Origin of the sequence: Mycoplana sp. MJR14, from assembly GCF_029210525.1 — a bacterium.
Taxonomy (GTDB): Bacteria; Pseudomonadota; Alphaproteobacteria; order Rhizobiales; family Rhizobiaceae; genus Mycoplana.
In genome coordinates, this window is the sequence record NZ_JARGEO010000002.1 from 781,221 (window position 1) to 806,064 (window position 24,844).

Here is a 24,844-nt window from a genome sequence, read left to right on the forward strand (position 1 = left end):
TGGGCTCCTCCGGGGAGTGGGGGTTATTTCTTGCGCTGGCGCGTGACGAAGAAGGCGGCGGCGAGCAGGATGAAGCTGCCGACGACGAGACGCTGCCAGGTGCTGGGAATGCCGACCATGACGAGCACGCTGTTGAGCACGACGATCAGCAGCACGCCCAGAAGGGTGCCGAGAACGGTGCCGGTGCCGCCGGTGATGCGCGCCCCGCCGAGTACGACGGCGGCGATGACGTTGATCTCGGTGCCGACCAGATCGAAGGGGTTGGCCTGCCGGTTGGCGCAGACATGGATGATGCCGGCGAGACCGGCGAGCGCGCCGGCATAGCCGAACAGGAAGACATGCACGGTGCGCAGACTGTAGCCGAGGCGGCTTGCGATGTCGGCATTGCCGCCGACGGCGAAGATGGCGCGGCCCATCAGGGTGCGGTTGAGGATCCACCAGGTGACGAAGGCCGCCACAGGCAGGACGAGGAAATAGAACGGCAGCGTGATGAGCGCGCCGTTGGCGGCTTCGAACTGGACGAGCGGCATGCGGCCGAAGGCGCCCATCTGCGGCGGCAGCGACATGATCCAGACCGTGCCGATGAAGGAGAGCAGGAAGCCGCGGAAAAGATACTGCGTGCCGATGGTGACGATCAGCGACGGCACCTTCAGGTGATGGACGAGCAGGCCGTTGATGATGCCGAGCGCCGCTCCGCCGAGCGTTGCCATGAGGATGACGACGACGATGGGCAGGCCCGGCAGGTAGCTCTGCACCAGCACCGTCATCGAATACATGGTGAAGGCTGCGATCGCCGTGAACGACACGTCGATGCCGCCCGCCGCCAGGATGATGAAGACGCCCAGCGCGAAGAGCCCCATGACCACGCTGGCGCGGCCGATGTCGATGAGCGTCGAAGGCTGCAGGAAGGCCGGGTTGGCGATGGCGACGCCGACGCAGATCGCGACAAGGAGAAGGAAGGTGATCGTCTCCGGGCGGCGGCGCACGAGGTCGCCGAAGCTGAAGGAACGCGACGGGAGGGCTGCGCCGTGGAGTTCATCGGTTCGTGAGGCGCTCATTGCACAGTCTCCGTCGTGGTCGCCAGCATCGCCTTGTAGAGCTGGTCTTCGGTTGCCTGCTCCGCGTCCATTTCCGCGACCGCCCGGCCACCGTTCATGACGAGGATGCGGTCGGCGTTCTGCAGAAGCTCGGGCAGGTCGTCGCTGACGATGACGAGGCCCATGCCCGCTTCGGCGAGGGCCTGGATGACGCGATAGATCGTATCCTTGGAGCCGACGTCGACGCCGACGGTCGGCCCGTGAAGCACGAGCAGTTTCGGCGCGATGCTCAGCCAGCGGCCGATCAGCACGCGCTGCTGGTTGCCGCCCGAAAGCGCGCCGACCGGCAGGTCGAGATCCCTGGTGTTGAGCCGCATCTCCTCGGAGAGGCGGGCGGCGATCCTGCGCCCCTCCTCCCGGTCGACGACGCCGAGCGCATTGGCAAGGCGCGAGACGATGAGCGCGATCTCGTTTTCGAAGATCGACTTGTCGAGGAAGAGGCCTTCGGCCAGCCGGTCCTCCGGCACATAGCCGATGCCCTGCGCGATGGCCTCGCCGGGCGAGCGCACGGAAACGGCCTTGCCGTCGAGCATCACCGTGCCGCCGGTCGCGGGTGCGACGCCTGTCAGCGCCATGGCGAGTTCGTTGCGGCCGGAATCGGCAAGGCCGGTGATGCCGAGGATCTCGCCCTTCCGGACGGAAAAGCTCATCTCCCGGACGCCGTCGGCTGCGAGGCGCTCGACCCTGAGGAGTTCGGTGTCGGACGGCCTGCCGGTGCGATAGCGCTGCGCATCGATGGAGCGGCCGGTCATCAGCTCGGCCAGCTGCTTCTTGCTGTAGTTCGCGATGGGGCCCTGCGCGACGCACTGGCCGTCGCGGAAGACGACGGCATGGCCGCCGATGCGGTAGCATTCGTCCAGCTTGTGCGTGACGAAGAGCACGGCGACGTTTTCCGAGCGCAGGCGCTCGACGACGCGGATGAGATTGTCGACCTCGCGGCGGGTCAGCGAGGTGGTCGGCTCGTCCATGATGACGAGCTTGGCCCGGGTCGCAATGGCCCGCGCGATGGCGACGAGCTGGCGGGCGGCGAGCGGCAGGTCGGAGACGATGGTGTTGAGGAAGGCGCGGTCGGTCGGCAGACCGGCTGTGGCCAGCGCCCGCTCGGCCGTTTCCTTCAGCCGCTTGCGATCGAAGAGGCGCGCGAGGCGGCCATTGGCATCGACCAGCTGCTCGTTCAGCGCGACATTCTCGGCGACCGTGAGATTGGGCAGCAGCGACAGGTCCTGGTAGACGGTCTCGATGCCAGCGGCGAGCGACTGGATCGGCGTCAGGGACGAAAACGTCTCGCCGCCGAGGACGATTTCTCCCGAGGTCGGCGCATGGGCGCCCGACATGATCTTGATGACGGTGCTCTTGCCGCAACCGTTCTCACCGAGAAGATGATAGGCCTCGCCCGGCTGGAGCGTCAGGTCGATGCCGCGCAGGGCATGGACGCCGCCGAACCATTTCTGGATGTTCCTGAGTTCAAGGAGCGCTGCCGATCGCTGCGCGGAGTGTGCTTGTGCCGCCACGGAAATTGTCCTCATGCTGACCGGCGTGTCGCCACGCCAGACGGATCCGGCCGGAAGGCGAGCCTCCCGGCCGGCTGACGGTTCGCGGATTAGAACAGGTGTTCCTTGTAGGTCGCCTTGTCGGCCAGAACCATGCCGTTGCCGAGGATCAGCAGGCCCTTGCCCGGGCCCTGCTTGACCGAGACCTTGTTGTAGCCCTCGACGCCGAGGTCCATGCCGTCGGTCACTTCCTTCTTCTCCAGCAGCAGCTTGGCAACGGCATTCATCGCCATGCCGGCCTTCTGCGGGTCCCAGAAGCCGATGGCCGTGATGGCGCCGGACTCCAGAAGGTCTGCCGAGGGGTTCGGCAGGCCGGTGCCGACGAGGCACACCTTGCCGCTCAGGCCCGCTTCGTCGATGGCGCGGCCGACGCCGAGGACGTCGTTGCCGGCCGAGGTCTGGAAGCCCTTGATGTCGGGGTGCTTGCGCAGGATTTCCTTGGCCTTTTCATAGGTGCCGTTGGCGTCGTCGAAGGATTCGTTGTTCGGATCGACGAGTTCCATGCCGGGATACTTCTTGGCGTTCTCCTCGCCGGCGCCGACCCACTGCATGTGCGTGCGGCTGCCGAGCGAGCCGACGAAGGTCGTCCACTTGCCTTCCTTGCCCATGCATTCGGCCAGGCGCTCGTTCAGGGCCGCGCCGTAGTCGGCGTTGTCGAAGGCCTCGACGTCGGCAAGCGTATTCATCTGGTTGTCGGCTTCGTGGGTGACGACAACGATGCCGCGATCCATCGCGCGCTGGAACGTGCCTTCGAGAACGGCCGGGTCCATCGGCACCACGGCAAGCGCGTTGACGCCCTTGGCGACGAGGTCGTTGACGATCTGCAGCTGCTGGGCGGAGTCCGCCGTCGCCGGGCCGCTCTGGCTTGCCACGACGTCGGGATTGGCTTCCTGATAGGCCTCGACGCCAGTGTTCATGCGGTCGAACCACGGAATGCCGCTGATCTTGACCACGGTGGCGATGACCGGCTTTTCCTGGGCAGCCAGCACACCGATCGAGCCTGCGAGGGCGACGGCTGCAACCGTGGTTCCAGCCAGTACCTTCTTCGAAAATGACTTCATGTTTTCCTCCACGAATTTTCCCTCCTGTTTCACTTCGGCGCTTGAGGGACAGGCACCGAAGGGGTTTGCGCGCGGCGTCCGGGGGACAGGAAGCCGGCGATGTCGAAGCGGCCGACGGCCAGGAACGCGAGCAGCAGCAGGCCCCAGGCGAAGTCGCGCACGAAATTGGAAAGACCGCCGAAATTGAGCAGGCTGGACATGAGCTGCAGGGCGACCGCGCTGAGCACGACGCAGACGACGCGCCCGTAGCCGCCCTCCGGCTTCACGCCGGCCATCACGGCGATGAGGATGGCGATGAGCAGGTAGGAGCTGCCGTAGTCGAACTTCACGTTGACGTTGCGCGCCGCGATGATGACGCCGACGAGTCCCGACAGCGTGCCGGAGATCGCATAGGTGGCGACGATCACGCCGTTTCTGGGAAAGCCCGCATAGACGGCGGCCTTGGGATTGGTGCCCATCAGCATCAGCCACAGGCCGTAGGGCGTGAACTTCAGCAGCGCGGCGACGACGCCCGCGACCAGCATGAAGACGAGGAAGCTGATCGGCACCGCGGCCACCATGTCGTTGCCGATGCTGGAAAGCAGCGCCGGGCTGCCGACCGTCACCGCCTTGCCGCCGGAGACCACGACCGCAAGCCCCATGAAGGCCATCTGCGTGCCGAGCGTGCAGAGGATCGGCGTGATGTTGAGCCGCGAGATGAGCAGGCCGTTGATGACGCCGCCGGCAAGGCCGACAAGGAGCGCGCCCGCGATGAAGGCGAGGCTGAACGCCGCCCCGCTCTCCGCCGCCGACAGGAAGGACGAGACGATCACGGCAGACAGCACGCCCGAAAGGTTGGCGAGCGCAATGCCCGACAGGTCGATGCCGCCATTGCCGGCGCACATCGCCAGCATGACGCCGATCGCCAGAAGGCCGATTTCCGGCACCTGGCTCGCCATGGACTGGAGATTGAAGATGGAGAGGAACGAGCCGCCGGAGATCAGGCCGCCCGCAACGAGCAACAGGCCGTTGATGACAAGCAGCATCGCCAGCTGAGCGCCGGTTTTTTGCATGATTCCTCCCATTCGTTCACTAAACAAAGTCTAGCTTCACTAAAACGCTAGCAAAGGAAATTTGCGCTGACAAGCCCCGTTTGTGCGGCAAATCGGTTGCGAACCGCGCCGATTTGGCCTAGGTCTCGCAAATATCGGCTAAATCGTTTAGTAAACTTGTTCGCAGCCGCAGCATAAGGGCCAGGCCGTCTCCGCATGAAGAAACCGGGAAAACTGACCATCAGGGACATTGCCGAAGCGGCGGGCGTATCGCCCGCGACGGTTTCGCTCGTGTTGAACGGCAAAGGAGAGATTTCCGGCGTCACGCGGGCGCGGGTGCTGGAGGCGGTGGCCAGCCTCAACTACGTGCCCCGGGCGACGCGCAGCAGCGCCGAACCCGGCGAAACGTTGCGCTTCCTGAAGATCGCTAAGCACGGCCACACCGTCAACCGCGACCACAGCGTCTTCATCTCCGACTACATCGACGGCATGTCGGCCGAGGCGACGCGGCGCAACTACACGCTGGAGGTCGTCAGCTTCGAGGGCCAGCCGATCAGCACGGTGGCGGAATCGCTGGCCGGCGCGCCGATTTCGGGCGTGATCGCGCTCGGAACGGAGCTGACGGAAGCTGATATCCGGCTCATCCAGGGCCTCGGCCTGCCGACCGTCTTCATCGACACGTTCTACGACGTGCTCGAGGCCAACTTCGTCGACATGAACAACGAGGACGCCGTCTACAAGGTGCTGTCCCGCTTCCGCATGCAGGGTTTCCAGCGCATCGGCTTCGTCGCCTCCCATGTCGACACGACCAACTTCCGCCTGCGCCGCGAGGCCTTCTTCAAGAACATGGCCCGGCTCGGCCTGCCGGTGAACGAGGCCGATATCCTCTCGGTGGAATCGACCTATGACGGGGCCTATCTCGATACGCGCGCGCTGCTTTCCACCGGGCTCGAGCTTGCCGAATGCTATTTCTGCACGAATGACATCATCGCCTACGGTTTCATCCGCGCGCTTCGCGAACACGGCGTCTCGATCCCGCAGGACGTCTCGATCATCGGCTTCGACAACCTGCCGCAGAGCGCGACCATGGAGCCGGGCCTGACGACCATCGACGTCTCGAAGCGCAAGATCGGCTACCTCGCCGTGACCGTGCTCGACGACCTGATCGCCGCCGCCGAGCCGCAGCCGCCGGTCAAGATCCTCGTCGGCGCGGAGCTCGTCCTGCGCGCCAGCCACGAACACGGCGTATCCAAGACCACCCAGGACCGCCCGCGGCGGACGGCGCGGCAGCCGGTGGAACAGCCTTAAGGAGGAAGATCATGGAATACAGGACGCTCGGCCGCACGGGCCTCAAGGTTTCGGCCATCGCCATGGGCACCTTCTCCTTCGGCGGGGTCGGCGCCTTTTCGCGGGTGGCCAACCAGGGGGTGGCGGACGCCCGCCGCCTGATCGATTGCTGCATCGACGGCGGCGTGAACCTCTTCGACACGGCCAACATGTATTCGCTCGGCCGCTCCGAGGAAATCCTGGGCGAAGCGCTCGGCGACAAGCGCGAGAAGGTGCTGATCTCGTCCAAGGCCCGCATGCGCATCGGCGACGGCCCCAACGACGAGGGCACCTCGCGCTACCACCTCATCCGCGAGTGCGAACTGAGCCTCAAGCGGCTGAAAACCGACCGCATCGACATCTATTTCATGCACGAATGGGACGGGGTGACGCCGCCCGAGGAAATGCTGTCGGCGCTCGACACGCTGCGGCAGCAGGGCAAGATCCGCTATATCGGCTGCTCCAACTATTCCGGCTGGCACATCATGAAGGCGCTGGGCGTGGCGGAGGCGAAGAACCTGCCGCGCTTCGTGACCCAGCAGATCCACTACACGCTGGAGGCCCGCGAGGCCGAATACGAACTGCTGCCGATTTCCGTCGACCAGGGCCTCGGCGTCATGGTCTGGAGCCCGCTGGCCGCCGGCCTCCTCTCCGGCGCCTTCGGCCGCGACAAGTTCCCCGCCGATTCCCGCCAGGCGGCCGGCTGGAGCGAGCCGCCGATCCGCGACCAGGAGCGCCTGTGGTCGATCGTCGATGCCCTCGAGGCGATCGCCACGGCCCGCGGCGTCCCGGTCGCACAGGTCTCGTTGGCCTGGACCCTGTCGCGACCCGCCATCGCAAGCCTCGTGGTCGGCGGCCTCAGCGAGGACCAGTTCCGCGACAATATCGCAGCCGTCGACCTCAAGCTCACCGAGGACGAGCTCGACACCCTGAACAAGGTCAGTCGCCCGCCCTACATCTATCCCTACTGGCACCAGCACAATTTCGCCGCCGACCGTTTCAGCCCCGGGGACCGGGCGCTGCACGACAGCTATGCCGATCTCGGCATGATCTGATGCGCCGGTGCAGGCCGGACAGTGGCGACCACTGCGGGCCTGCGCCTCCTGACGTTTCATCCAATGACCGGGTGCAGCGCGGAGCGGCGCCGCCTCGACCGGACCGGCTCTATCGCTACTGGACCTCACCTTTCTGGGCGGTGACGACCAGCGCCGGCATGTCGAACTCGACGCGACCGTCGGCGATGACGAAGGGCCGAAGCGCGGTCTCGGCCTCTCGGAGAAGCCGCGTGAACTGATCCTCGTCCAGGATCCCGCCGAGCGTCCAGACGCACGCGCGCTCGGTCGAGACCAGATCGACGATCGATTCGAAGCGGACCTTGCCCTTATGCCGTGTCACCGTTGCATCCGGGATCCCGGCCTTTCGGGTGATCTCGCGTAGCCGCCCGACATTGCCAAGTGCGAAAGGCGCCCGAAACGCGTCTCCGATACCCTTGCCGAACAGTCTGTCCAGCAGTTCCGCGAAGGCGGCATAGCCGGGTGCGTTCTCCACGGCGTCGCACACCGCAACGGCCAGTCTGCCGCCCGGGCGCAACACGCGCATCATCTCACGCATCGCCGCCGGCGGATCGGTAAAGAACATCAGGCCGAACTGGCTCACGACCGCATCGAAGCTCTGGTCGTCGAGCGGCAAGGCCTCGGCCGCCGCCTCTATCCACTCGACATGCAGCGGCTTGCGACGCGCCACGGCGAGCATCTCGGGGTTGGCATCGATTCCGACCACGGAGCCCTCTTTGCCCACGCATTCGGCCACGGCGCGCGTGAGCGCGCCGGTGCCGCACGCGACGTCGAGAACGCGGTCGCCCGGCCCAATGCCGGCTGCGGCAGCGACGACGGGTCCCCATTGCGCAAAGAGCGCCGGAACGAAGAACGTGTCATAGATCTCGGCGGGGTTATGGCGTTCGGCTTCGGCGTGCATGGTTGCACCTCCGGCGGATGGCGCGCTGCTTGATGGATTGCACGGAACCCGCAGTGTATATTGCCGCATGGCTCGGTCCCATGCCCGCGCGTCTGCATTGCTTGCTCGCCCGTCCGTGATGGCACCTCCGCCCGGCGGGCCGCATCCGCGCGCCGAGACGACGCCGCGCCTTTCCGATGGAGGGCTGACGGGTGATCCGCTGTCCGATGTTCTGCGGATGGTGAAGCTGACCGGAGCCCTGTTCTTCGTCGTCCATGCTTCCTCTCCCTGGGGCATCGAGGTTCCTCCCGCGGACGCGTTTTCCGCGATCATTCTGCCGCGCGCGCAGCACGTCGTGTCCTATCATATCGTGCTCAAGGGCTCCGGCTGGGCCAGCGTTCCCGACATCGGTTCCACTTCGTTCCATGCGGGCGACATTCTGGTGTTTGCGCACGGCGACCCCTACGCGCTGCTCAGCGCGCCCGGCCAGCCACCGGAATTTGACAGCACCGGGACCGTCCGGTTCTTCCGCGACATGGCTGCCGGCAGGCTTCCGTTCGTGGTCGAGGAAGGCGGCGGCGGCCCGGAGCAGGCGCAGTTCGTCTGCGGCTATCTCGGCTGCGACATCAGGCCTTTCAATCCGGTGCTCTCGACCTTGCCGAGGCTCCTGCATGTGCGCAGAGGCCAACTGGCGTCCGGAGGCCTGCTGGATCGGCTGATCGAACTCACGCTCGCGGAGACGCAAACCCGCAGGATCGGCGGCGACTGCGTCCGCCTGGGACTGAGCGAACTCATGTTTGTCGAGGTCGTGCGCCGCTATCTCGAAACGCTGCCCGCCGGCCAGGTCGGCTGGCTGTCCGGGCTGCGAGACCCTGCGATCGGCCGTGTCCTGCAGATGCTGCACGACCATCCCGCCCATGGCTGGACGCTGAACGAGCTGGCGGAGCGCGCCGGCGTTTCCCGCGCGATCCTCGCCGAGCGCTTCGTCCACCTCGTCGGCTGTCCGCCGATGCACTACCTGACGCTGTGGCGCATGCAGGTCGCCGCCCGCCTTCTGGTCGACAAGGCGATGAAGATCGCCGCTGCGGCGCACGCGGTCGGCTACGAGTCCGAAGCAGCGTTCAGCCGCGCGTTCAAGAAGGCCGTCGGCGTCTCCCCCGCCGCATGGCGGAGCCATCAGGGCGCGTCGCCGAGCGAAGCAGGTCGTTTCTAGCGATTGTTGCGGCGGGCGGTTCGGGGTTGCTGCTTCGGACGAACGGAGGCTACAGCGCCCGGACTGGCCTCGGTGTCGCCTGCCATCGCGGCGACCGGATCACCTTGCGGGGCGGGTACCGGTTTCGTCGCCCATCGTCTCGAACAGCAAGGACCGGAGCCACCGGTGACCGGGGTCACGATGGGTTCGATCGTGCCAGACGGCGATCTTGGAAAAGCCCGGAATCTCGACCGGCGGCCGCAGCATCTTCAGGCCGGCGTCATGCCGCACGAGCCGGCTCGGGACGACCGCGACGAGATCGGTCGTCTTCAGGACCTCGGCCAGCACGAGAAACCCCGTCACCGACAGCACGACCCGGCGCTGCCTGCCAACCGCCGCCAGGGCATCATCGGTGACGCCACGAAACCGCTGGCCGGCATAGGAGACGAGGGCGTGGTCGAGCGCGCAGAACCGGTCGATATCGATCGATCGTCCCGATGCATCCGGATGGTCATGGCGCAGCGCGCAAACGTAGTTCTCGTCAAAGAGATGGCGCGCATGCAGGTCCGGCGGGGCCGTCTCCGGCGTCACCAGGGCCAGATCGACTTCGCCACGCTCGAAACGGGCGTGGACATCGTCGTTCTGCACGGGCTGGACGGAGACGCGAATGCCCGGGGCCGCGGCCCTCAGCCTCGGGAGAAACGGCATGACGACCGCATGCAGCGCATAGTCGGTCGCCGCCAGCGACACGGTCAACTCGGCCGTGGCCGGATCGAAAACGCTTGGCTGCAGCAAGGCCTCGACCTCCGACAGGATCTGCCGAATGGGACCGGCGAGCGCGTTGGCTCTGGTGGTGGGAAGGATGCCGCGCCGGGTGCGGATGAAGAGCGGATCGTCGAAACTGTCGCGCAGGCGGCCGAGCATGCCGCTCACTGCAGGCTGGGTGAGGCCGAGCCGGTCGGCCGCACGCGTCACGCTGCCCTCGTCAAGAAGTGCCACGAATGTCTTGAGCAGGTTGAGATCGAGCGACCTGATATCACGCATTCTTATCGCCGTAATCACGAATGCCAATTTTCCTTATGTCTGCACATCTGGCATCAGGACGCAACCGAACGACCTCGCCAACAGGACGAACAGACATGACCATGATGAACGCCATCGAATGGCCGGAAGGCTATGTGCCCGGCTTCACCGAGAACTTCTGCTCCAACGAAGTGATCGTCCCGGGGCTTACGACCGCACAGGTCTGGCCCCTGTTGAGCCACGCACAGGCCTGGCCGGGCTACTACGGCAACGCGGCCAACATCCGCCTGCACGACGGCAACGGCCCGGAGCTGGAAACCGGCCGTCGCTTCTCCTTCGAGACCTTCGGTTTCCCGGTCGAAGCGGAGGTCGTCGAATATGTCGCTCCCGCCGACGGCAGGCCTGGGCGCATCGCCTGGCACGGATGGGCCGGCGAAGGCGACACGCGCCTCGACGTCCACCATGCATGGCTCGTCGAAGATCTGCCGGGCGGTCGCGTGCGGATCCTCACGCAGGAAACGCAGAAGGGAAAGCCGGCGGAAGATCTCGCCAAGGCAAAGCCCAATCCGATGATCAACGGTCACCAGGACTGGCTGGACGGCCTCGTCGCGGCCGCCCGCAAGGCCTGATCGTTTCAGGGGCAAAACCGAGCCCCTCCCCGCGCCGATCCCCCTCAGGCAGAACCGCCTGATCCGCGCGGCGGGCACCTGCCCCGCCACAGCGCAATCTGGGGATCGCGGCGGACGGAATGCAATTCGAGGGAGCTTCGGTCCGTCCGTCATGACGAAGACAGGCTGCTTGACGGCGGCACCGTCGATGAGGGTTCCTGCAGCAGGCTAGTCCATCGCCGGCGCACCTATCGCCGCCCTTCGGCCTCGCGGCGTTCCCCCCGTCCCTTGCGTTCGATCGCGGCCGGCGGTCGCGCCGGTTTGCGGTCCGGCCGGCGCATCCGGGTGCCGGGGTGTTCGGGCAAGGCGGCTTCGGCGGGCTTTGCGTCCAGCATCCAGATGCCGCTTCCCAATAGGAACAGGAACCAGGCATAGGTCGCGGCCCAGAAGTGGACCGTGCAGCCGACGAGCATGAACATCACCAGGCAGATGACATAGCCGGAGCGATAGGCTTCGACCTTCTCGTCGACGCCCTTTCGATAGGCCACGCCGCAGATGGCGGCCAGGCAGGCTGCGAAGATCAGGAAGACGCCGGGGATGCCGTGCCGCATGGCGATCAGGAGCCAGAAGTTGTCGACGCTGTCGCCCATCCACGGCAGCCGTGCCCAGTCCCCCATGCCGATGCCGAACAGCGGGTTGCTCGCGACCGTGGCAGAGCCGAAATCCCAAATCAGCAGGCGATACCAGCCGGTCTGCGGATCGAAGGTGAAGCGGGATATGTAGAACTGCACCGGCGTCTGGTTGGAGCCGAATTCGACGACCAGATAGCCGAGGAAGACGATCCCCCAGAAGATCTTCCAGCGATAGCTGATCCGATGCAGCGCCAGGTTCCAGCCGATGAACGCCAGCTGCATCACCATGCCCGCAATGGGCGCCGACGACATCGACAGGAAGGCCGTGAACGAGACGGCCGCCGGCCGGACCCAGCGCGACAGGCCCTTTCTCCCGTAGCCCAGCACCTGATAGGCGAGCGCGAGCAGGCTGCCGCAGAAGAGACCGAAGACGATCGAGTGGCCGAACGGCCCCTGGACGCGCCAGAACCCCATGCGCGGTTCCATCCGCGTCATCTCCACCGTCGGAAACACCGTCTCGAAGAGCGTCAGCAGCGGCTTCTGGCCGGTCACCCACTCGTACAGGGCGAACGGAAGAAGGATCATGACCAGCCAGCAAGCGAGCCGGACCATGTTGCGGAAATCGTCCGGCGTGCGGATATAGCAGCGGGCGAGGAAATAGGCGCCGAGGGTCTCGATGTTCAGGATGCCGATCGCCTCGATCATGGTCGTGAGACCGTGGACCACGACGAGGCTCAGCGAGGCCCAGAGGCTGAACGACAGGACGGCGACATCGGCAAGCCGGATCGGGCCGGCCCTGCCGCTCACCCACATGAACAGGCACGGAAGAAGCGTGGCGAGCAGGACGATCCGGTACACCGACAGGTTCATGGGCCCGATCGGGATGATCCAGGGAACGACGAGGCCGATGAGGAAGACGGCGATGGGCCATGGCAGCCGAGCCCTCGCCTTTCTGCTCGCTTGGGCCGGCGCGCGGGCCGCAGGATAGCCGGGCGCATCACCTGCAGCGACGGCGGTCGTTTCGGGCGCACGTCCGCGACGCGGCTCCGGGCGGGGCCTGCCGCTGCGGGAAAAATCGTCTCTCATGACCGTCGTCAGCATCTGCACTGCCTATGTCTGCCGGGTCTGCACGCGGCCGTCACGATTTCGGGGCATGGTGCCTGCCCGGCACAGGCGGCCCCTGACGCCCGCGTCAAAAATAGAACCGCGGAACGTGGATGCCGGTGTAGCGGGCCCAGTGCCAATCGAACCTGTGGAAGATTTCCCGCTCCGCGAACAGCCGCAGACGCGCGCTTTGGCGGGCGAGCGCCGCCTGGAGCGGGCCTCGTTCATGGCGGCGCTCGTCGGCCACCAGCGCCCGGTATCCCGAGGTGGCGACGATGCCCGGCCACAGGGACGCTGCGAACTCGCGATACTTCGCCGGCGACGCGTCGTTCTCTGCGGGAAAGTCGCAAAGCCGGCGCGCATGCCGGAGCGCCAGGATCGCGAGCGAGCGTCTTGCGAGGGCGCTCAGTTCGTCCCGGTCCGGCAGGGCCGCCCCCTCCTTCGCGAACGCCGCCTCGAACGCCTTGTGTCGCCCGTCCAGGTCGAACAGCACGCCGGCATGGATGGTTCGCTGCATGCTGAGGACATGCACCCGGTAGTAGGCCTGGTCGGCGCCATGGACGCGGCCGATATCCGATATGGCGGCGATCCGCAGCCACATCTCCATGTCGGCGGAATGGGGAAGATCGGCGCTGTAGCCACCGATCCGCCGCTGAACATCGGCGCGCACGACCGCCTCCGGGCAGACGACGAAGTTCTTTCCCGACCGACAGACGTGCCGGATCCACTTGTCGCCGCTCCAGATGGAGGTGCTGCTCGCGCCGGTGCGCGCCGGGGGAAGGACATCGGTGAAGGAGATCGGCTGCCCGTAGGTCATGCCGACATGGGGATTGGCCTCCATCAGCGCCGTCGCCCGCGAAAGGGCGCCGGGCGTGAGCAGGTCGTCTGCCGAAAGCAGGACGAAGTAGTCGCCGCGGATCTGCGCGATTCCCTCGTTATAGGTCGCGATATGCCCCTTGTTGGTCGCGTGACGGATGACCCTGATGCGGGGGTCGCGGCGCATGAGAGCGGCGCAGACCTCCGGGGTGTTGTCGGACGAGCAGTCGTCGATGACAAGGACGTCGACGTCCACCCCCTCCTGGTCGAGAACGCTCTGGACGCATTGTTCCAGGTATCGGGCATAGTTGTAGCAGGGAACGAGGACCTGAACCGTCGCCATGTGGAGTTTCTCGATGTTTCCTCAGCGGGGTCGGATTCTAGATGATCACCGACCCGAGACAAGAATTACGGCCGTCACCCTTTTGCAGTAGGACCGAACGGTGCGCGCGGTGCATCCGAAGCCTGAAGGGGGAATGGCGGCCCAGCGGACTGCGAACCGCCACTAGCCGCCCCTGCCGGAGGCGCTGTAGCCGCGTTCGCCGGCTGCGGCTCCCGGTTGTTCGTTCGGGCGGCCGCCCGCCAGGGCCCGACGGAGCGCTTCGTCGACCATGCGGCCGGCGGTGTCCCAGGACGTCGCGGTCACGCTGGCTGCGGCCAGTTTCGAAACGCTATCGAAGTCCGCCGCGAGCACCACCTCCTCCAGCGCCGCGGCAAGCGCATGCGGGGTCGGGGCAGCGTAGCGGACATAGGGATTGTCCAGCACGACCCGGTTGTGTCCGGCCTCATTGACGACGGGAATGCAGCCCGACGCCAGCATCTCGTGGGGCACCAGCGAGACATTCGTCAGCGACAGGGTGAGGCCGGCAAAGCAGCTGTTGTAGATCCGGTTGAGCTCGGCGGGCTTGACCAGCCCGTGGTTGGTGAAGCGGAACGGCAGCTTGCCCAGGCGCGCACCGAAGAGGTGCAGATCTATGTGCGGCTGGCGCCTGGCAAACAGTTCCAGCGCCAGCAGGCCGAGCTCGACACCCCTTCGGGGCGTGCCCGTGCGTGCGTAGAAGGCGACGCCGGATCGCCTTGCCGACGGCTCGAGGCGATAGCGCGCCGTATCGCATCCGAAGGGGAAATGGTCGGTGTCCATGCCGAATTCGCAGGACAGCTTGTCGGCCAGCCACCGGCCGGCCGTGATCCCGTGAAAGCCCATGCGATAGGTGTTTTCGGCAAGCACGCTGTTCGTGCCGACGGGATAGAAGCTCGGTTCAAAATCCTGGACGAAGTAGAAGCGCTTTCCGGCGCAGCGCGCATTGTAGACCGGGTAGGCCGTCTGCCAGCTGGTGGCCATCACGGCATGGGCATCGGCCATGCCGGCGCGGACGTCTCCGATCTCGCAGGTGAAGCCATAGTGCTTGCGCGCGAGAATCTCGTAATATTTCCGGTCGCCGGCATAGGGGTCGTAGAAGTAGACGCGGTTGGTATAGCCGTGCGCCTGGAGGTAGGCGACGATCCTGGAGATCGTCGTGTGTCCACCAGATCCCGGCCCCGCCGGCCCCATGACCCAGTTGATCGTGATCGGCTCGCCTGCCGCCACCCTCGGCACGGATACCGGCGGCGGGCGCGTGAGATCGGCGGCGATGACGTCGTCGGGAAAGACTTCCCAGGTGAAGTTGCGGGGTTTGATCCAGTCGGAAGCCTTGGCCCGGACGCGATCGACGAGCGCGCCATAGCCTTCGGTGGCGACGATATCCCGGACCTGACGCGAGCGCCGGTCGACCTGCAGTCGCGCCGCCTGGAATGCCGAGCCGAGTGTTGCACCTACCATCCCCGACAGTCCCTGCTTGCCTTGCGCATTGCCCAAACCCTTTCGCCGCACCCGCGTCCCGAGATCGCACCGTCTTCCAACCTGCAGCGCCGCCGGCCGCGCCATCCGCCGGCCATGCTCCGGCCCCGACCCGTCGGGCTCCCCACTCTTGTGCCCATGTGGCGCGCGCCGCAACGCCCCCCTTTGGTCGATGGCAACCCATTTGCTACGCTTTTGGTGAGGTCGGGTACCCGATCCGGACTGCCGGCATCGGCGTCGGATCATTGCGGGGAAGACGCCACCGCATTTGCCGGTGAATGCCGAGCCAGGGCGCAGAACGATCCTTCACAGTATTTTCTGATCTGCATCTGTCCGGCCGGCGTATCTGCAACTGGCAGACATCATTGTACTCTGGTATTCTATTGAGGCTGGAACAATCTTAACGCGAGGGAGAACCCCATGGTAGCGTTAGTTAATTTCACGCCAAGTCAATCTGCGAAGTATCTGAGAATCACCAGCCGCGTTCCTAGTGGTTCGAAGCCGGAAACTTCCGGTCTTCTGACGGTCGGCAAGCTTTTTCCTGTAAAGGTCGGAACTTTTGACGAAGCGATCGGCCTTGTAAAAGTCGAGGTAAGTACCGACGGCAAGAGTTTCGCAACGCATCACGAAAGAATGCGGGTCGTCGAAGGCCCCCCGTACGAGATCGACGACAGCAAGCTTCCCCAGGCGAAGAAGCAACAGCCGACGGCAGCCTAGAGCTTCGTTGCGCGAACGTGCACGGCGGTCTCGCGGTGACGACGCGCGAACAACAAGCGTGACGCGAACCCGTGGGATCGCGGCGCGCTGCGGTGCCGGTTGCGCCTTGCGCGGTTGCAGGCTGGCGGCCGTCAGCCGCCATTGCCCCCGCCACGGGTCAGCCGACCACCTCGATGTCCGAGCATGAAGCTGTTGCCGTAGGTGTTCGGATTGCGGTTTCCGGGGAGATTGGCGTTCAGGACGATCTCCTCGGCAAGGTCGCTGCTTGTGGCGAGTTCCATGACGGGCGTCTTCTTTGTGATCTGCCACATCGCGTAGCCGAGATCCTCAAAGCCGCATCCGACAGCCGGAGCCGCTGCCACGCCTGCGCGGAACACCAGGAGCTTTGGCTTGTCAAAGCGATAGCACTGGCCCTCGAAGGCATAGCCGTATGCGGCCGCAATCACCATCACGCCCGGATCTGCCGGATCGTCCGACCCGATCGGCACGACGGCAAGCCGGACGAAATGGCCTTCGAACGGAAGATTGGCCATCCTGTCCGTCGCTTCGAGGTTCAATGCAACCCCGTAGAGCGTAATCTGATCCGGCAAGAACCGCCGCGGATCGGGCGCTGCAGGAATGTGGTCTGTCGTCATGGAGTGTCTCCCTCTGGATCGCTTCGACGCCTACGACATCCGTCGCCTGCGTCGACTGGCCGTCATGGCCCCCATTCATCAAACGGCATGCCTTGCTTCACAAAATCCCGCGCCAGGCGAAATTGTCGATGATGCTGCCCACAAAGCGGCCACAGCGCCCCTCCTCGGCCGCCACGATCATCGCCTCCGCCGCCCAGCGGTAGTCGAGGGTTTCCGGGTCGAGCTCTTCCCATGAGCGGACCAGCGTCTCGCCGACAAGATCGCGCGCCTCTTCCAGTGCCGACTTCAGCGCGAAATGCCGGCCTTCGTTGCCGCTGAGCGAGGCCGACAGCTGCTGCTCCAGGTCGTCTTCCGACAATTCGCTCCTGAGATCGCGGAATTCGCGCGGATCGAGGTCGGACAGCTCCCGCTCGAAGAGCAGCACCTGGTAGATCTCGATCAGAATGTCGAACAGCGCGCCGGCAAAAGGCTTGGAGAGATCGTGCACCTCGGCGCTGACGTCGCTCATCCGCAGCGAATGGCTGAACAGCCGCACCTGCTTCTCGTCGGAAAGCTCGCCGAAGCGATCGAGCTCGTTGGCGATCAGAAGGTTGCCGCGCGTCCGCCGCAGAAGCAGGTCCATTGCCGTATCGAAGTGCAGCAGGCCGATGAGCGCGATGAAGTCCGAGACGGCCTCGTGATAGCCGAAGTACTCGTGCGGAGGGTCGAACTGGGGCGCGCCCATGACGCCGAAGATGATCAGGTGGCCGATCTCGTGGGCGACGGAGTCGAAATTCAGCGCGAAGGGCTGCGGTTCGCCGCGCGCCAGGTCCTCCCCCATCTCCAGAAAGCCGTAGCCCGACTGCGCATTGTCCCAGCGCAGGCGCGGCACGATCTCGAGCCGGTCGTAGGTCGGTTCGAAGAACCAGGGAATCTCGCGCCCGAGATAGCTCTCGCAGATATCGAGCACGCGCCGGACGCAGGCATAGACGTGTGCGGCCTCGAACTCCGGCGTGCCGATCGGTATCGTGTCGAAGTGACCGTCCGGGCCCGCGGTCGCAGGCGCTTGCAGGGCGCCGGCATAGGGAGGCAGGTAGGGAAACTGGTAGGGTTGCTTCTCGGTCAGCGGGGAAACCACGTACATCCGGCGGTCGGCCGGTCCCGGGCCGATCCGGTCGGGCGGAGTGGAAACCCAGATTGTCTCCGGCCGCTCATAGCCAGGGATGAAAGGCGGTTGCGGGAAAACGAGGAAGCGCGTTCCTAGGCGGGAAACCGCGGTCCTCTCGCCAGACTGCCATTGTCCGGTAGAATCCATGCTGGCGCCCCCGCCCCTCTCCATCACAGGAGATGAATGAAGTCATTCTTAAGTCATTTTGCTACTGCCCGCAAGTATTGCTGCAATATCGTCGCCCCACAGCCCTGCCGCGTCGAGGTCATATGCCCATGACTCGGTCAGCTGAAAGGGCGGCGTGTCGGTCCGCCGGACAATCAACTGCGGGTAGCGGGCGAGCTTGTTCAACAGGCCGAGCGCGTCCTCGCGCTTGCGGTCGAGCGCCCCGGACGGGAGCCAGTCTGCAAGGCGATCCAGCGCTCCGCCGAACTCGGGAGGCAGCGTGGAACGCGCATCGGCGAGAAGGCGCGCATAGCTGCGATCGACGAAATGCGTGTCACGCGCCAGCGTTTCGAGCGCTCGTCGCTCAGGCGCGGTCACGATCCCGCTGCGCAGCGCGCGGCGCAGTGTGAGGCGGATGTTGATCAGCGCCTCGCTCAACGGCGCCGCGCCGATTTCCGGCGGGCTCATGGCCACCGCCACCTCGTCGTCATCGGCGAGAGGCGTGAGCGCATACCACCGATAGATGAAGCCGTGCCCCTGCATTCCGACCGCCGCCAGTTCCGCCGCCCGGAGCGCGCCCATGCTGGCTGCCCCGAAGACCGGGACCCCTTTCGCCAGCGCCCAGAGGATCTCCTTGTGACGAACGGCCGGCGCGGTTGCGAAGGAACCGTCGATCAGCACGATCGCGCTGGGAGAATAGGTCCTGACCGCGCGCACGACGGAGCCCTGCTCGGCCGGCGGCAGATAGACGGCATCGAGCACGGCAGCGGCCTCGGCGCGCCGTAGCGTCGGTCCCAAGAACACGACCAGTTCACCTTCCATCGCTTCACTCTCTGATGAGATCCCTGAGTGGCGGTACGACGAGGCGGACAACCTCGATGTCCGGATCCTTGCCGCTGTAGAGAGGAACCACGAGTGCCGCGAGCGCCCCGGCAGCCTTGAGCGCAGAGAGCAAGGCGGCCAGCGCGGCCGCACCGGAGGCCGGTTCGTCGCGATCGACGGGAAGCGCGACTGTTTCGCTAGACGAGCGGAACGCCTGCCGGCGCGCATCCAGATATTTGCGATCGTAGCGCTCGGGATAGGCATCACGGGTGATGTCTTCGCGCCCGCCGGCAAGCGCAGTCACCCGTGCCTGCGCCGCCTCCATCAACGCTGACGCCAGGGCACGGTCATAGGTGAAATCGCACGCAAACCCCTCGCCCGGCAGCGGCGCGATCTCCCGATGGCCCTCGGTCTCGATGACCTGGCAGCGGAAGACGGGCAGGCCATGCTCGGCCGGGATCAGCCATATGCCTGCGACGAGATCCGATGCCCGAAGCCGGCGCAAAACCTGTAACGCCAGGGGTCCGCCGACGCTGGCCGGATCGATCCGAAGTTCGGGGTGGGAGCGCGGGTAGCGTTCCGCCTCCGCAACGCTCGCCCTTTCCAGGATTTCGAGCGCCGCATAGATGATCGCCGCATGCAGGGTTGGACCGGCGGCCAGTCCCCGGGTCGAGCGTGGAAATGCGACGGGGTGCGGCGAGGGAAGCGTGTAGACGGTGTCGACCATGGCGACGGGGACCGGCAGGACGCGCGCCGTGAGGAGGTCGTAGCCTTCCACCCACCCGAGCTGCAACCGATCCCAGCCGGCGTCGAAGCCGTGCACGCGGCAGCCGGCGTAGAGATTGCGAACATCATTCCCGAGGTCGCGTGCGGTCGCGACCCTGATGCGCGCGGGTGCAATCCGTTCGGCCGCCCACGATTCGAGCGTTTCCATCAGGGCCGATGCCGTCGCCTCCATCAGGGTTGCGCCCTTGCCCTGGGACACGGCATTGGACAGCGACAGCGGCCGCACGACCTGGGCCACCGCAACGCCGGCACGATCGAGCCGGGTCAGCGATCCGACCCGGGTTATTCCGAAACGCCGCCGCGCAGACAAAAGCGCATGGACGAGTTTTTCGGTGGCCGCGGGTTCGCGGCTCCGGAAATCGCCGAGAACGCCTGCCTCCTGTTCGAGGCGCGCCCCCAGCTGAGCGACGGCTGCCCCACAGGTCCCGTTCATGCGTCGGGCGCCGGGGGATGCATGCCGAGCCGCTGCAGATCAAGCCGCGCCCGGGAAGCAAGCGTCGACGCATGCTGCTCGGTTGCGACCTGGAGTGCGCGGCCAAGGTCCGTGGCGATCGCCTTTTCCGGCTCCTGGCGGGCATGGCGAAGGAGCGCGCGCTGGCGAAGCAATTCCGCGAGCCAGAAGACCTGGCCGCTGCCGATCGAGGCGTCGATCGCACCGTCCAGGATCGATAGGGCTTCGTCGTTCTTTCCGGCGCGCTGGAACAACTCCGCCCGCATCCCTTCATAGACCGGCGCTCCCTCGTATGTGGCGATCTCGCGTTGCAGCTTCAGCCCCGCTTCGAAGTCCGCCAGGCCGGCTTCCGCGTCCTCGCTGAGACCGCGCGCCCAGGCGCGAAACAGCGCCGCCTTGGCAAGTACGCCGGGTGCCGCCGGTGCAAGTTCGGCAATCCTGTCCGCCGTCGCAATCACGCCCGCATGGTCGTTCCGGTAGCGCTTCAACTCGATGTCGAACTCCAGCGCATGAAGCAGGCTGTTCAAATGGTTGATATGCTCGGCCCATTGCTTTGCCGCATCGATGCTTTGCGAGGACCCGGCGTCGTCGCCGATGAACCAGAGGGAAAATGCCCGCTCGCCCAGGCCGCAGACCCGGGCGTCGTGGCCGCCGTAGCGACCGCGGCTGAAGCGCGCGCGGCTCTCGTCATAGAGCTTGAGACCGTCCTCGACGCATTTGAGGCAGTGCAGGTGCAGCCCCGCATCTTCGCTCGTCGCCCAGGCGCAGTGGAGCGACTGAAGGCGGACCTCCGGGTCTGCCGAGCCCTCGAGGTCGCGGACGAGGATGTCGGACCGTGCGCGCTGTGTCTCGTAGTCGGGGGCGGTAAACCACCAGCCCCAATAGAGCGGGAACCATTTGGCGCGGTCCTGATCCTTGTGTTCGGCGCACAGCGCAACGCCCCGTTCATAGATCGAGCGCGCACGCTCGCCCCCTCTGCCGAAGAGCGCCGCGGAAACCGGCCCGCGGATCGTGAGAAGGCGGAGCAGTAGGTCTTCCGCGTCCTCGCCGCTTCCCGCCTGCGCAAGTTGCTTCTCGGCAACGTCCAGCAGGTGATCGGCCTCATACATGGCCGAACGGACCCCACAGGCCTCGGCCGCCTGAATTCCATAGCGCGCCGCCTCGAGCGGTTGGCCGGCCAGTTCGCAGTGCCACGCCATGGTCTCGTCCGGGAGCGGTGGCACCGAACCTGCCTGAACGAGGCGAACGATACGTTCGTGGATTTGCCGCCGCTCCGATTTCAGGAGGCTGTCATAGGCCGCCTCCTGTATGAGAACGTGGCAAAATCGATCATCTGTGCCCGCGGACCTTCGGCGAAAGATGCCGGCATGAACGAGTTGCTCGATCGCCTCGTCCAAGGGAACGGGGAGTTGCTCGGTCTCCATCATGGCGACGAGAAGCGTCCGTCGGACCTCCCGCCCGATGACGCTCGCGATCTGCGCCAGGCGCCGCAACGGACCGAGGTTGGCAAGCCGGGTGGCGATGAGGTCGCGCAGGCTGAGAACGCCCTCGCGAAGCGGCACTTCCCATCCGGTGCGATCCCCGACGCCCCCCTTCGCGCGTGCTCCCAGCAGCCGGGCGAGTTGCGCGGCAAACTGAGGCGCACCGTCGCTTTCCGCCTCTTTTGCGCGCTCCCTGAGCAGGAGGGCAAGTTGCTCGGCGAACAGAGGCACACCGTCGCTCTTCTCGTAGACGAAGGCAGACAGCTCGTTTGGAGGCGTCGTCTCCCAGATCCCCCCGAGCAGCTCCGAGGTGGCTTGAGGCGTGAGGCTGGACAAGGGCATCGCGAGAACGTTCGGATCGTCCAGAAGGGGCGGATCGATGGCATCGCGCGACGTCGCAAGGGTCAGAACGGGCCTTGCCGCGATCCACTCGGGCAGGCGGGCGACAAGCGCGCGCGTGAGCGTGTCGGCCCAGTGGAGGTCTTCGAGCACGATGAGAAGAGGCTTGGACGCGGCGGTGGAGGTCAAGACCGCCAGCATGGCCTCGACCGCGCGGGCGCGAATTTCCTCGTCCGAAAGATCCACCAACCAGGCTTCATCCGACACTTCCTGCGTCTTGCCGAGCAGCAGGAACGCAACGATCTCCGCGTCCAGCTCGCCCACTTCGCAACTGAGGGATCGCAAGTAGCGGACGATGGCATCCCGATCCGGCTCGGCCTGGCCGCTGGCCTCTACGACGAGTTCCCTGATGAGCTCCAGAAAGGGATGAAGCGGTTTGGTGCGCCCCCGGGGATGGCATTGGAACACGACATTGTTCACACCCTGCCTTGCGAGGTTGCGACGAAACTCGGTGATGAGCCGTGACTTGCCGATGCCTGCATCACCATGCAGAAACACGAACTGGCCGTTGCCGTCTCGGGCGCTTGTCCAACGCTGCCGGCACACCTCGATCTCATCGTCGCGGCCGACCAGCGGCGCCGACACCCGGCGAGACGCCGTGAAACGGTCGGTCCGCTGTCTTCGGGCGATCGGTCGCCACAGCGCGACCGGTTCCCCGAAGCCCTTCAGCTCCCGACGGCCGATCTCCTCGAACTCGAACACCCCATTGGTCAGCCGATAGGTCGCTTCCGCCACCGCAACGCTGTTCGGAGCCGCTTCGGACTGGATGCGGGCGGCGAGCGCGGGCGTGATGCCGATGACCTCGGTCTGGTGCGGCAGCGCCGGGTTCGACGCTTCGGCGAGGACGACCATGCCGGTGGCGACGCCGACCCTGACCTTCAGGCCGGATCCGAAATGCTGCTCGCAGCGCTCGACGATCTCGAGGGCCGAGGCGACCGCATATTCGGCCGCATCCTCGCTCGGTCGGGGAAGCCCGAAGAACGCGCAGCCGCCATCGCCCTGGATCCACTCGAGATAGCCGCTGTTGTTCCTGATGACCGTGGCCGCCTCGTTGTGGAACGTCCGCTGCATGACACCGAACTCTTCGGGATCGAGTTCGTGCAGCAAGGCGGTCGAGCCAACGATGTCGTAGAAGAGCGCGGTAACCTGCCTCCGTTCCCCCGAAAGAGAGCCGGCTCGTATCTGCCATCCTTTTGTCGACATTGAACAGCCTACAAATTTCAACGCCACTACGATCGCCGCGGCACCATCGTAACCAAACTCGCCCCCGACCGCGAGCCCCCACAGGCAACAAAAAGCACGCCCCGGCGCTGGCGAGCCGGCAAATGCCAATTCGCCCGCAAATGTTTTCACGGATCGTCGACAACGGGCACCTGCGATAGGAGCAAGGCGCCCTGCCTCCTCGACGCATGTGCGGAGGCGCTCCGTGTTGGGAGGGGACGTCCCGCCGCGACTGCCACGCCAGCAGTCGCCCGGGCTGCCGCCCCGGTCGGTCGCCCGCTACCAGGCCGGGAACGGGTCTTCGAGGGTGAACCAGTCCTGCGGGTCCGCGCTGGCCAGACAGTTGTCGAGAGCGGCGCGGACGCCTGCTTCGTCCATGCCGACGCCGATGAAGACGAGTTCCTGCCGCCGATCGCCCCAGGTACTGTCCCATTGGCCTTCCAGACGCCGACGAAACTGCGGATGGTTCGGCCAATCCTGCCGGGGAACGGCCGCCCACCACAGTCCCGCGGGTTCGCAACGCCGCTGCACGCCGGCGGCCGACATCAGCCCCACATGCCGCGGGCGGGTGGCGAGCCAGAAATGGCCCTTGGCGCGAATGACGCCCGGCCAGGGCGCGTCCAGGAACGCGCGGAACCGCATGGGATCAAAGGGGCGCCGCGTGCGGTACACAATGCTCGACACCCCGTATTCCTCCGTCTCCGGAACATGCGCCCCCGGGCTGTACAGCTCCTTGTGCCACAACGGGTGCGCCGCCGCTTTTTCCTCGTCGAACAGGCCGGTGTTGAGCACGGTCGCGAGAGGGACCCTGCCGAAATCCACCTCCACCTGGCGCGCATCGGGGTTGAGGGCCGCGACCACCTTGCGGACCTCGGCACGCACCGCCTCGGTCGTGTCCGAGACCTTGTTGATCACCACGACATCGGCAAATTCGATCTGATCGACCAAGAGGTCGATGAGCGTCCGCCGGTCCTCGCCGTCACGCTGCAGACCATGGTCACGGAGCAGATCGGCGCTGCTGTAGTCGGCAAGCAGGCTCGCGGCGTCGACCACGGTGATCATCGTGTCGAGCCTAGCAAAGTCGGACAGCGAGACCCCGTTCTCGTCGCGGAAGGAGAACGTGGCCGCGATGGGACGGGGCTCGGCGATGCCCGTCCCCTCGATCAGCAGATAGTCGTATCGCCCTTCCTCGGCCAGTCGCCGCACCTCCGTCAGGAGGTCGTCGCGCAAGGTGCAGCATATGCAGCCATTGCTCAGCTCGACCAGTGTCTCCGTCGTATGCGACAGGTTGCAGCCGCCGTCGCGAATGAGACTGGCGTCGATGTTCACCTCGCTCATGTCGTTGACGATGACGGCGACCCGCAGCCCCTCGCGATTGGTCAGCACGTGGCTTAGGAGCGTTGTCTTTCCAGCGCCGAGAAAACCGGCGAACACCGTTACCGGCAGCCTTTCCGCCCCGTTCATCGGCACCCCTTCACGATGGTCCCCACGACAGGACCCTGCCTGGTGTCGGCCGCATCCAGCGGCCGCACCTCACCTCGTCCCGCCCTCATCCGGCGAGCTGCGGCCGGAAGACCACGTCGGCCCAGTAGTTCGCCGAATCGTAAGTGCTTGCCGGGAATATGCCCGTCGAGGCGGAACCTCCGTAGGCATAGACCCCGTTGCCACCGGCGGTGAGGTTCGACGGCGCCGTCAGCGGACCGTTGGTAACGGGATTGGCGAAGAATTTATTCGTGGCCACATAGGCGCCGGTGGTGTGGTAGGAGGCGATGTAGGTGGTGTTGGCGGCA

At 65.8% G+C, this 24,844-nt stretch carries 21 protein-coding genes; 5 read left to right on the top strand and 16 right to left on the bottom strand.

What is annotated here, in order from left to right:
- Nucleotides 1-23 precede the first annotated feature (23 nt).
- The 4 genes from P0086_RS07940 to P0086_RS07955 form a co-directional block, all read right to left on the bottom strand.
- Nucleotides 24-1,058 (bottom strand): ABC transporter permease, encoded by a 1,035-nt coding sequence (locus tag P0086_RS07940; protein ID WP_148189145.1) that lies wholly within the window; start codon nt 1,056-1,058, stop codon nt 24-26.
- Complete coding sequence (locus P0086_RS07945) at nt 1,055-2,608, bottom strand: sugar ABC transporter ATP-binding protein (RefSeq protein ID WP_275784326.1); 1,554 nt, start codon at nt 2,606-2,608, stop codon at nt 1,055-1,057. Before P0086_RS07945 ends, P0086_RS07940 begins: the two co-directional genes overlap by 4 nt.
- 89 nt (nt 2,609-2,697) lie before the next feature.
- A complete protein-coding gene (locus P0086_RS07950; protein ID WP_275784329.1) occupies nt 2,698-3,708 on the bottom strand; it encodes a substrate-binding domain-containing protein in 1,011 nt (336 codons plus the stop codon).
- Nucleotides 3,709-3,737: 29 nt separating this feature from the next.
- Nucleotides 3,738-4,760: an ABC transporter permease gene (locus P0086_RS07955; protein ID WP_275784331.1), complete on the bottom strand. Its 1,023-nt coding sequence runs from the start codon at nt 4,758-4,760 to the stop codon at nt 3,738-3,740.
- Between the two features lie 195 nt (nt 4,761-4,955).
- Here P0086_RS07955 and P0086_RS07960 point away from each other — a divergent pair, with 195 nt between their 5' ends.
- Together P0086_RS07960 and P0086_RS07965 are read left to right on the top strand one after the other, a co-directional pair.
- A complete protein-coding gene (locus P0086_RS07960; RefSeq protein WP_112600729.1) occupies nt 4,956-6,047 on the top strand; it encodes a LacI family DNA-binding transcriptional regulator in 1,092 nt (363 codons plus the stop codon).
- Between the two features lie 11 nt (nt 6,048-6,058).
- A complete protein-coding gene (locus P0086_RS07965) occupies nt 6,059-7,120 on the top strand; it encodes an aldo/keto reductase (RefSeq protein ID WP_275784334.1) in 1,062 nt (353 codons plus the stop codon).
- 115 nt (nt 7,121-7,235) lie between these two features.
- On the opposite strand, the gene P0086_RS07970 is transcribed toward P0086_RS07965, so the two are convergent.
- The gene (locus tag P0086_RS07970; RefSeq protein WP_275784338.1) at nt 7,236-8,039 is read right to left on the bottom strand and encodes a methyltransferase domain-containing protein; all 804 of its coding nucleotides are present in this window, start codon (nt 8,037-8,039) and stop codon (nt 7,236-7,238) included.
- 118 nt (nt 8,040-8,157) lie between these two features.
- Between P0086_RS07970 and P0086_RS07975 the strand changes: the two genes are divergently transcribed.
- Nucleotides 8,158-9,231, top strand: coding sequence for an AraC family transcriptional regulator (locus P0086_RS07975; protein ID WP_275784340.1), 1,074 nt, complete (start codon nt 8,158-8,160; stop codon nt 9,229-9,231).
- 99 nt (nt 9,232-9,330) lie between these two features.
- Here P0086_RS07975 and P0086_RS07980 read toward each other — a convergent pair whose 3' ends face one another.
- Nucleotides 9,331-10,254 (bottom strand): LysR family transcriptional regulator, encoded by a 924-nt coding sequence (locus P0086_RS07980; RefSeq protein ID WP_275784342.1) that lies wholly within the window; start codon nt 10,252-10,254, stop codon nt 9,331-9,333.
- 95 nt (nt 10,255-10,349) lie between these two features.
- On the opposite strand from P0086_RS07980, the gene P0086_RS07985 reads away from it, so the two are divergent.
- Entirely contained in the window at nt 10,350-10,862 is a 513-nt protein-coding gene (locus P0086_RS07985; RefSeq protein WP_275784345.1) for an SRPBCC domain-containing protein, read from the top strand.
- A gap of 227 nt (nt 10,863-11,089) precedes the next feature.
- Here P0086_RS07985 and P0086_RS07990 read toward each other — a convergent pair whose 3' ends face one another.
- The 3 genes from P0086_RS07990 to P0086_RS08000 all read right to left on the bottom strand — a co-directional run bounded on the left by P0086_RS07990 (nt 11,090) and on the right by P0086_RS08000 (nt 15,212).
- Nucleotides 11,090-12,343, bottom strand: coding sequence for an O-antigen ligase family protein (locus P0086_RS07990; protein ID WP_275784348.1), 1,254 nt, complete (start codon nt 12,341-12,343; stop codon nt 11,090-11,092).
- 322 nt (nt 12,344-12,665) lie between these two features.
- On the bottom strand, nt 12,666-13,736 hold the full coding sequence (locus tag P0086_RS07995) for a glycosyltransferase family A protein (RefSeq protein WP_112610276.1): 1,071 nt from the start codon (nt 13,734-13,736) through the stop codon (nt 12,666-12,668).
- 162 nt (nt 13,737-13,898) lie between these two features.
- Entirely contained in the window at nt 13,899-15,212 is a 1,314-nt protein-coding gene (locus P0086_RS08000) for a glycosyltransferase family 1 protein (protein ID WP_275784354.1), read from the bottom strand.
- 438 nt (nt 15,213-15,650) lie between these two features.
- On the opposite strand from P0086_RS08000, the gene P0086_RS08005 reads away from it, so the two are divergent.
- Nucleotides 15,651-15,947: a hypothetical protein gene (locus P0086_RS08005; protein WP_275784356.1), complete on the top strand. Its 297-nt coding sequence runs from the start codon at nt 15,651-15,653 to the stop codon at nt 15,945-15,947.
- 131 nt (nt 15,948-16,078) lie between these two features.
- Here P0086_RS08005 and P0086_RS08010 read toward each other — a convergent pair whose 3' ends face one another.
- The 7 genes from P0086_RS08010 to P0086_RS08040 all read right to left on the bottom strand — a co-directional run.
- Nucleotides 16,079-16,582 (bottom strand): hypothetical protein, encoded by a 504-nt coding sequence (locus P0086_RS08010; RefSeq protein WP_148652246.1) that lies wholly within the window; start codon nt 16,580-16,582, stop codon nt 16,079-16,081.
- Nucleotides 16,583-16,679: 97 nt separating this feature from the next.
- Nucleotides 16,680-17,705, bottom strand: a complete 1,026-nt coding sequence (locus tag P0086_RS08015) for a hypothetical protein (RefSeq protein ID WP_345799305.1) — start codon at nt 17,703-17,705, stop codon at nt 16,680-16,682.
- Between the two features lie 219 nt (nt 17,706-17,924).
- The gene (locus tag P0086_RS08020) at nt 17,925-18,716 is read right to left on the bottom strand and encodes a TfuA-like protein (protein WP_148656663.1); all 792 of its coding nucleotides are present in this window, start codon (nt 18,714-18,716) and stop codon (nt 17,925-17,927) included.
- A 4-nt stretch (nt 18,717-18,720) separates the two neighbouring features.
- Nucleotides 18,721-19,935 (bottom strand): YcaO-like family protein, encoded by a 1,215-nt coding sequence (locus P0086_RS08025; RefSeq protein WP_275784368.1) that lies wholly within the window; start codon nt 19,933-19,935, stop codon nt 18,721-18,723.
- Nucleotides 19,932-23,186 carry an AAA family ATPase gene (locus tag P0086_RS08030; RefSeq protein WP_275784370.1) on the bottom strand — a complete coding sequence of 1,085 codons (3,255 nt, stop codon included), beginning with the start codon at nt 23,184-23,186 and terminating at the stop codon, nt 19,932-19,934. Before P0086_RS08030 ends, P0086_RS08025 begins: the two co-directional genes overlap by 4 nt.
- A gap of 147 nt (nt 23,187-23,333) precedes the next feature.
- Nucleotides 23,334-24,518, bottom strand: a complete 1,185-nt coding sequence (locus P0086_RS08035) for a GTP-binding protein (RefSeq protein WP_275784372.1) — start codon at nt 24,516-24,518, stop codon at nt 23,334-23,336.
- Nucleotides 24,519-24,603: 85 nt separating this feature from the next.
- Nucleotides 24,604-24,844: DUF4082 domain-containing protein (locus P0086_RS08040; RefSeq protein WP_275784376.1), on the bottom strand; the 241-nt coding region annotated here is incomplete at its 5' end.

What these genes read in the sequence shown, in the direction of transcription:
- P0086_RS08000 (WP_275784354.1), bottom strand. Translation starts at nt 15,212, where the DNA reads ATGGTAGGTGCAACACTCGGCTCGGCATTCCAGGCGGCGCGACTGCAG.
- P0086_RS07960 (WP_112600729.1), top strand. Translation starts at nt 4,956, where the DNA reads ATGAAGAAACCGGGAAAACTGACCATCAGGGACATTGCCGAAGCGGCG.
- P0086_RS07985 (WP_275784345.1), top strand. Translation starts at nt 10,350, where the DNA reads ATGACCATGATGAACGCCATCGAATGGCCGGAAGGCTATGTGCCCGGC.
- P0086_RS07995 (WP_112610276.1), bottom strand. Translation starts at nt 13,736, where the DNA reads ATGGCGACGGTTCAGGTCCTCGTTCCCTGCTACAACTATGCCCGATAC.
- P0086_RS07975 (WP_275784340.1), top strand. Translation starts at nt 8,158, where the DNA reads ATGGCACCTCCGCCCGGCGGGCCGCATCCGCGCGCCGAGACGACGCCG.
- P0086_RS07955 (WP_275784331.1), bottom strand. Translation starts at nt 4,760, where the DNA reads ATGCAAAAAACCGGCGCTCAGCTGGCGATGCTGCTTGTCATCAACGGC.
- P0086_RS07980 (WP_275784342.1), bottom strand. Translation starts at nt 10,254, where the DNA reads ATGCGTGATATCAGGTCGCTCGATCTCAACCTGCTCAAGACATTCGTG.
- P0086_RS08025 (WP_275784368.1), bottom strand. Translation starts at nt 19,935, where the DNA reads ATGAACGGGACCTGTGGGGCAGCCGTCGCTCAGCTGGGGGCGCGCCTC.
- P0086_RS08020 (WP_148656663.1), bottom strand. Translation starts at nt 18,716, where the DNA reads ATGGAAGGTGAACTGGTCGTGTTCTTGGGACCGACGCTACGGCGCGCC.
- P0086_RS08015 (WP_345799305.1), bottom strand. Translation starts at nt 17,705, where the DNA reads ATGTACGTGGTTTCCCCGCTGACCGAGAAGCAACCCTACCAGTTTCCC.
- P0086_RS08035 (WP_275784372.1), bottom strand. Translation starts at nt 24,518, where the DNA reads ATGAACGGGGCGGAAAGGCTGCCGGTAACGGTGTTCGCCGGTTTTCTC.
- P0086_RS07970 (WP_275784338.1), bottom strand. Translation starts at nt 8,039, where the DNA reads ATGCACGCCGAAGCCGAACGCCATAACCCCGCCGAGATCTATGACACG.
- P0086_RS08010 (WP_148652246.1), bottom strand. Translation starts at nt 16,582, where the DNA reads ATGACGACAGACCACATTCCTGCAGCGCCCGATCCGCGGCGGTTCTTG.
- P0086_RS08005 (WP_275784356.1), top strand. Translation starts at nt 15,651, where the DNA reads ATGGTAGCGTTAGTTAATTTCACGCCAAGTCAATCTGCGAAGTATCTG.
- P0086_RS07965 (WP_275784334.1), top strand. Translation starts at nt 6,059, where the DNA reads ATGGAATACAGGACGCTCGGCCGCACGGGCCTCAAGGTTTCGGCCATC.
- P0086_RS07950 (WP_275784329.1), bottom strand. Translation starts at nt 3,708, where the DNA reads ATGAAGTCATTTTCGAAGAAGGTACTGGCTGGAACCACGGTTGCAGCC.
- P0086_RS07940 (WP_148189145.1), bottom strand. Translation starts at nt 1,058, where the DNA reads ATGAGCGCCTCACGAACCGATGAACTCCACGGCGCAGCCCTCCCGTCG.
- P0086_RS07990 (WP_275784348.1), bottom strand. Translation starts at nt 12,343, where the DNA reads ATGAACCTGTCGGTGTACCGGATCGTCCTGCTCGCCACGCTTCTTCCG.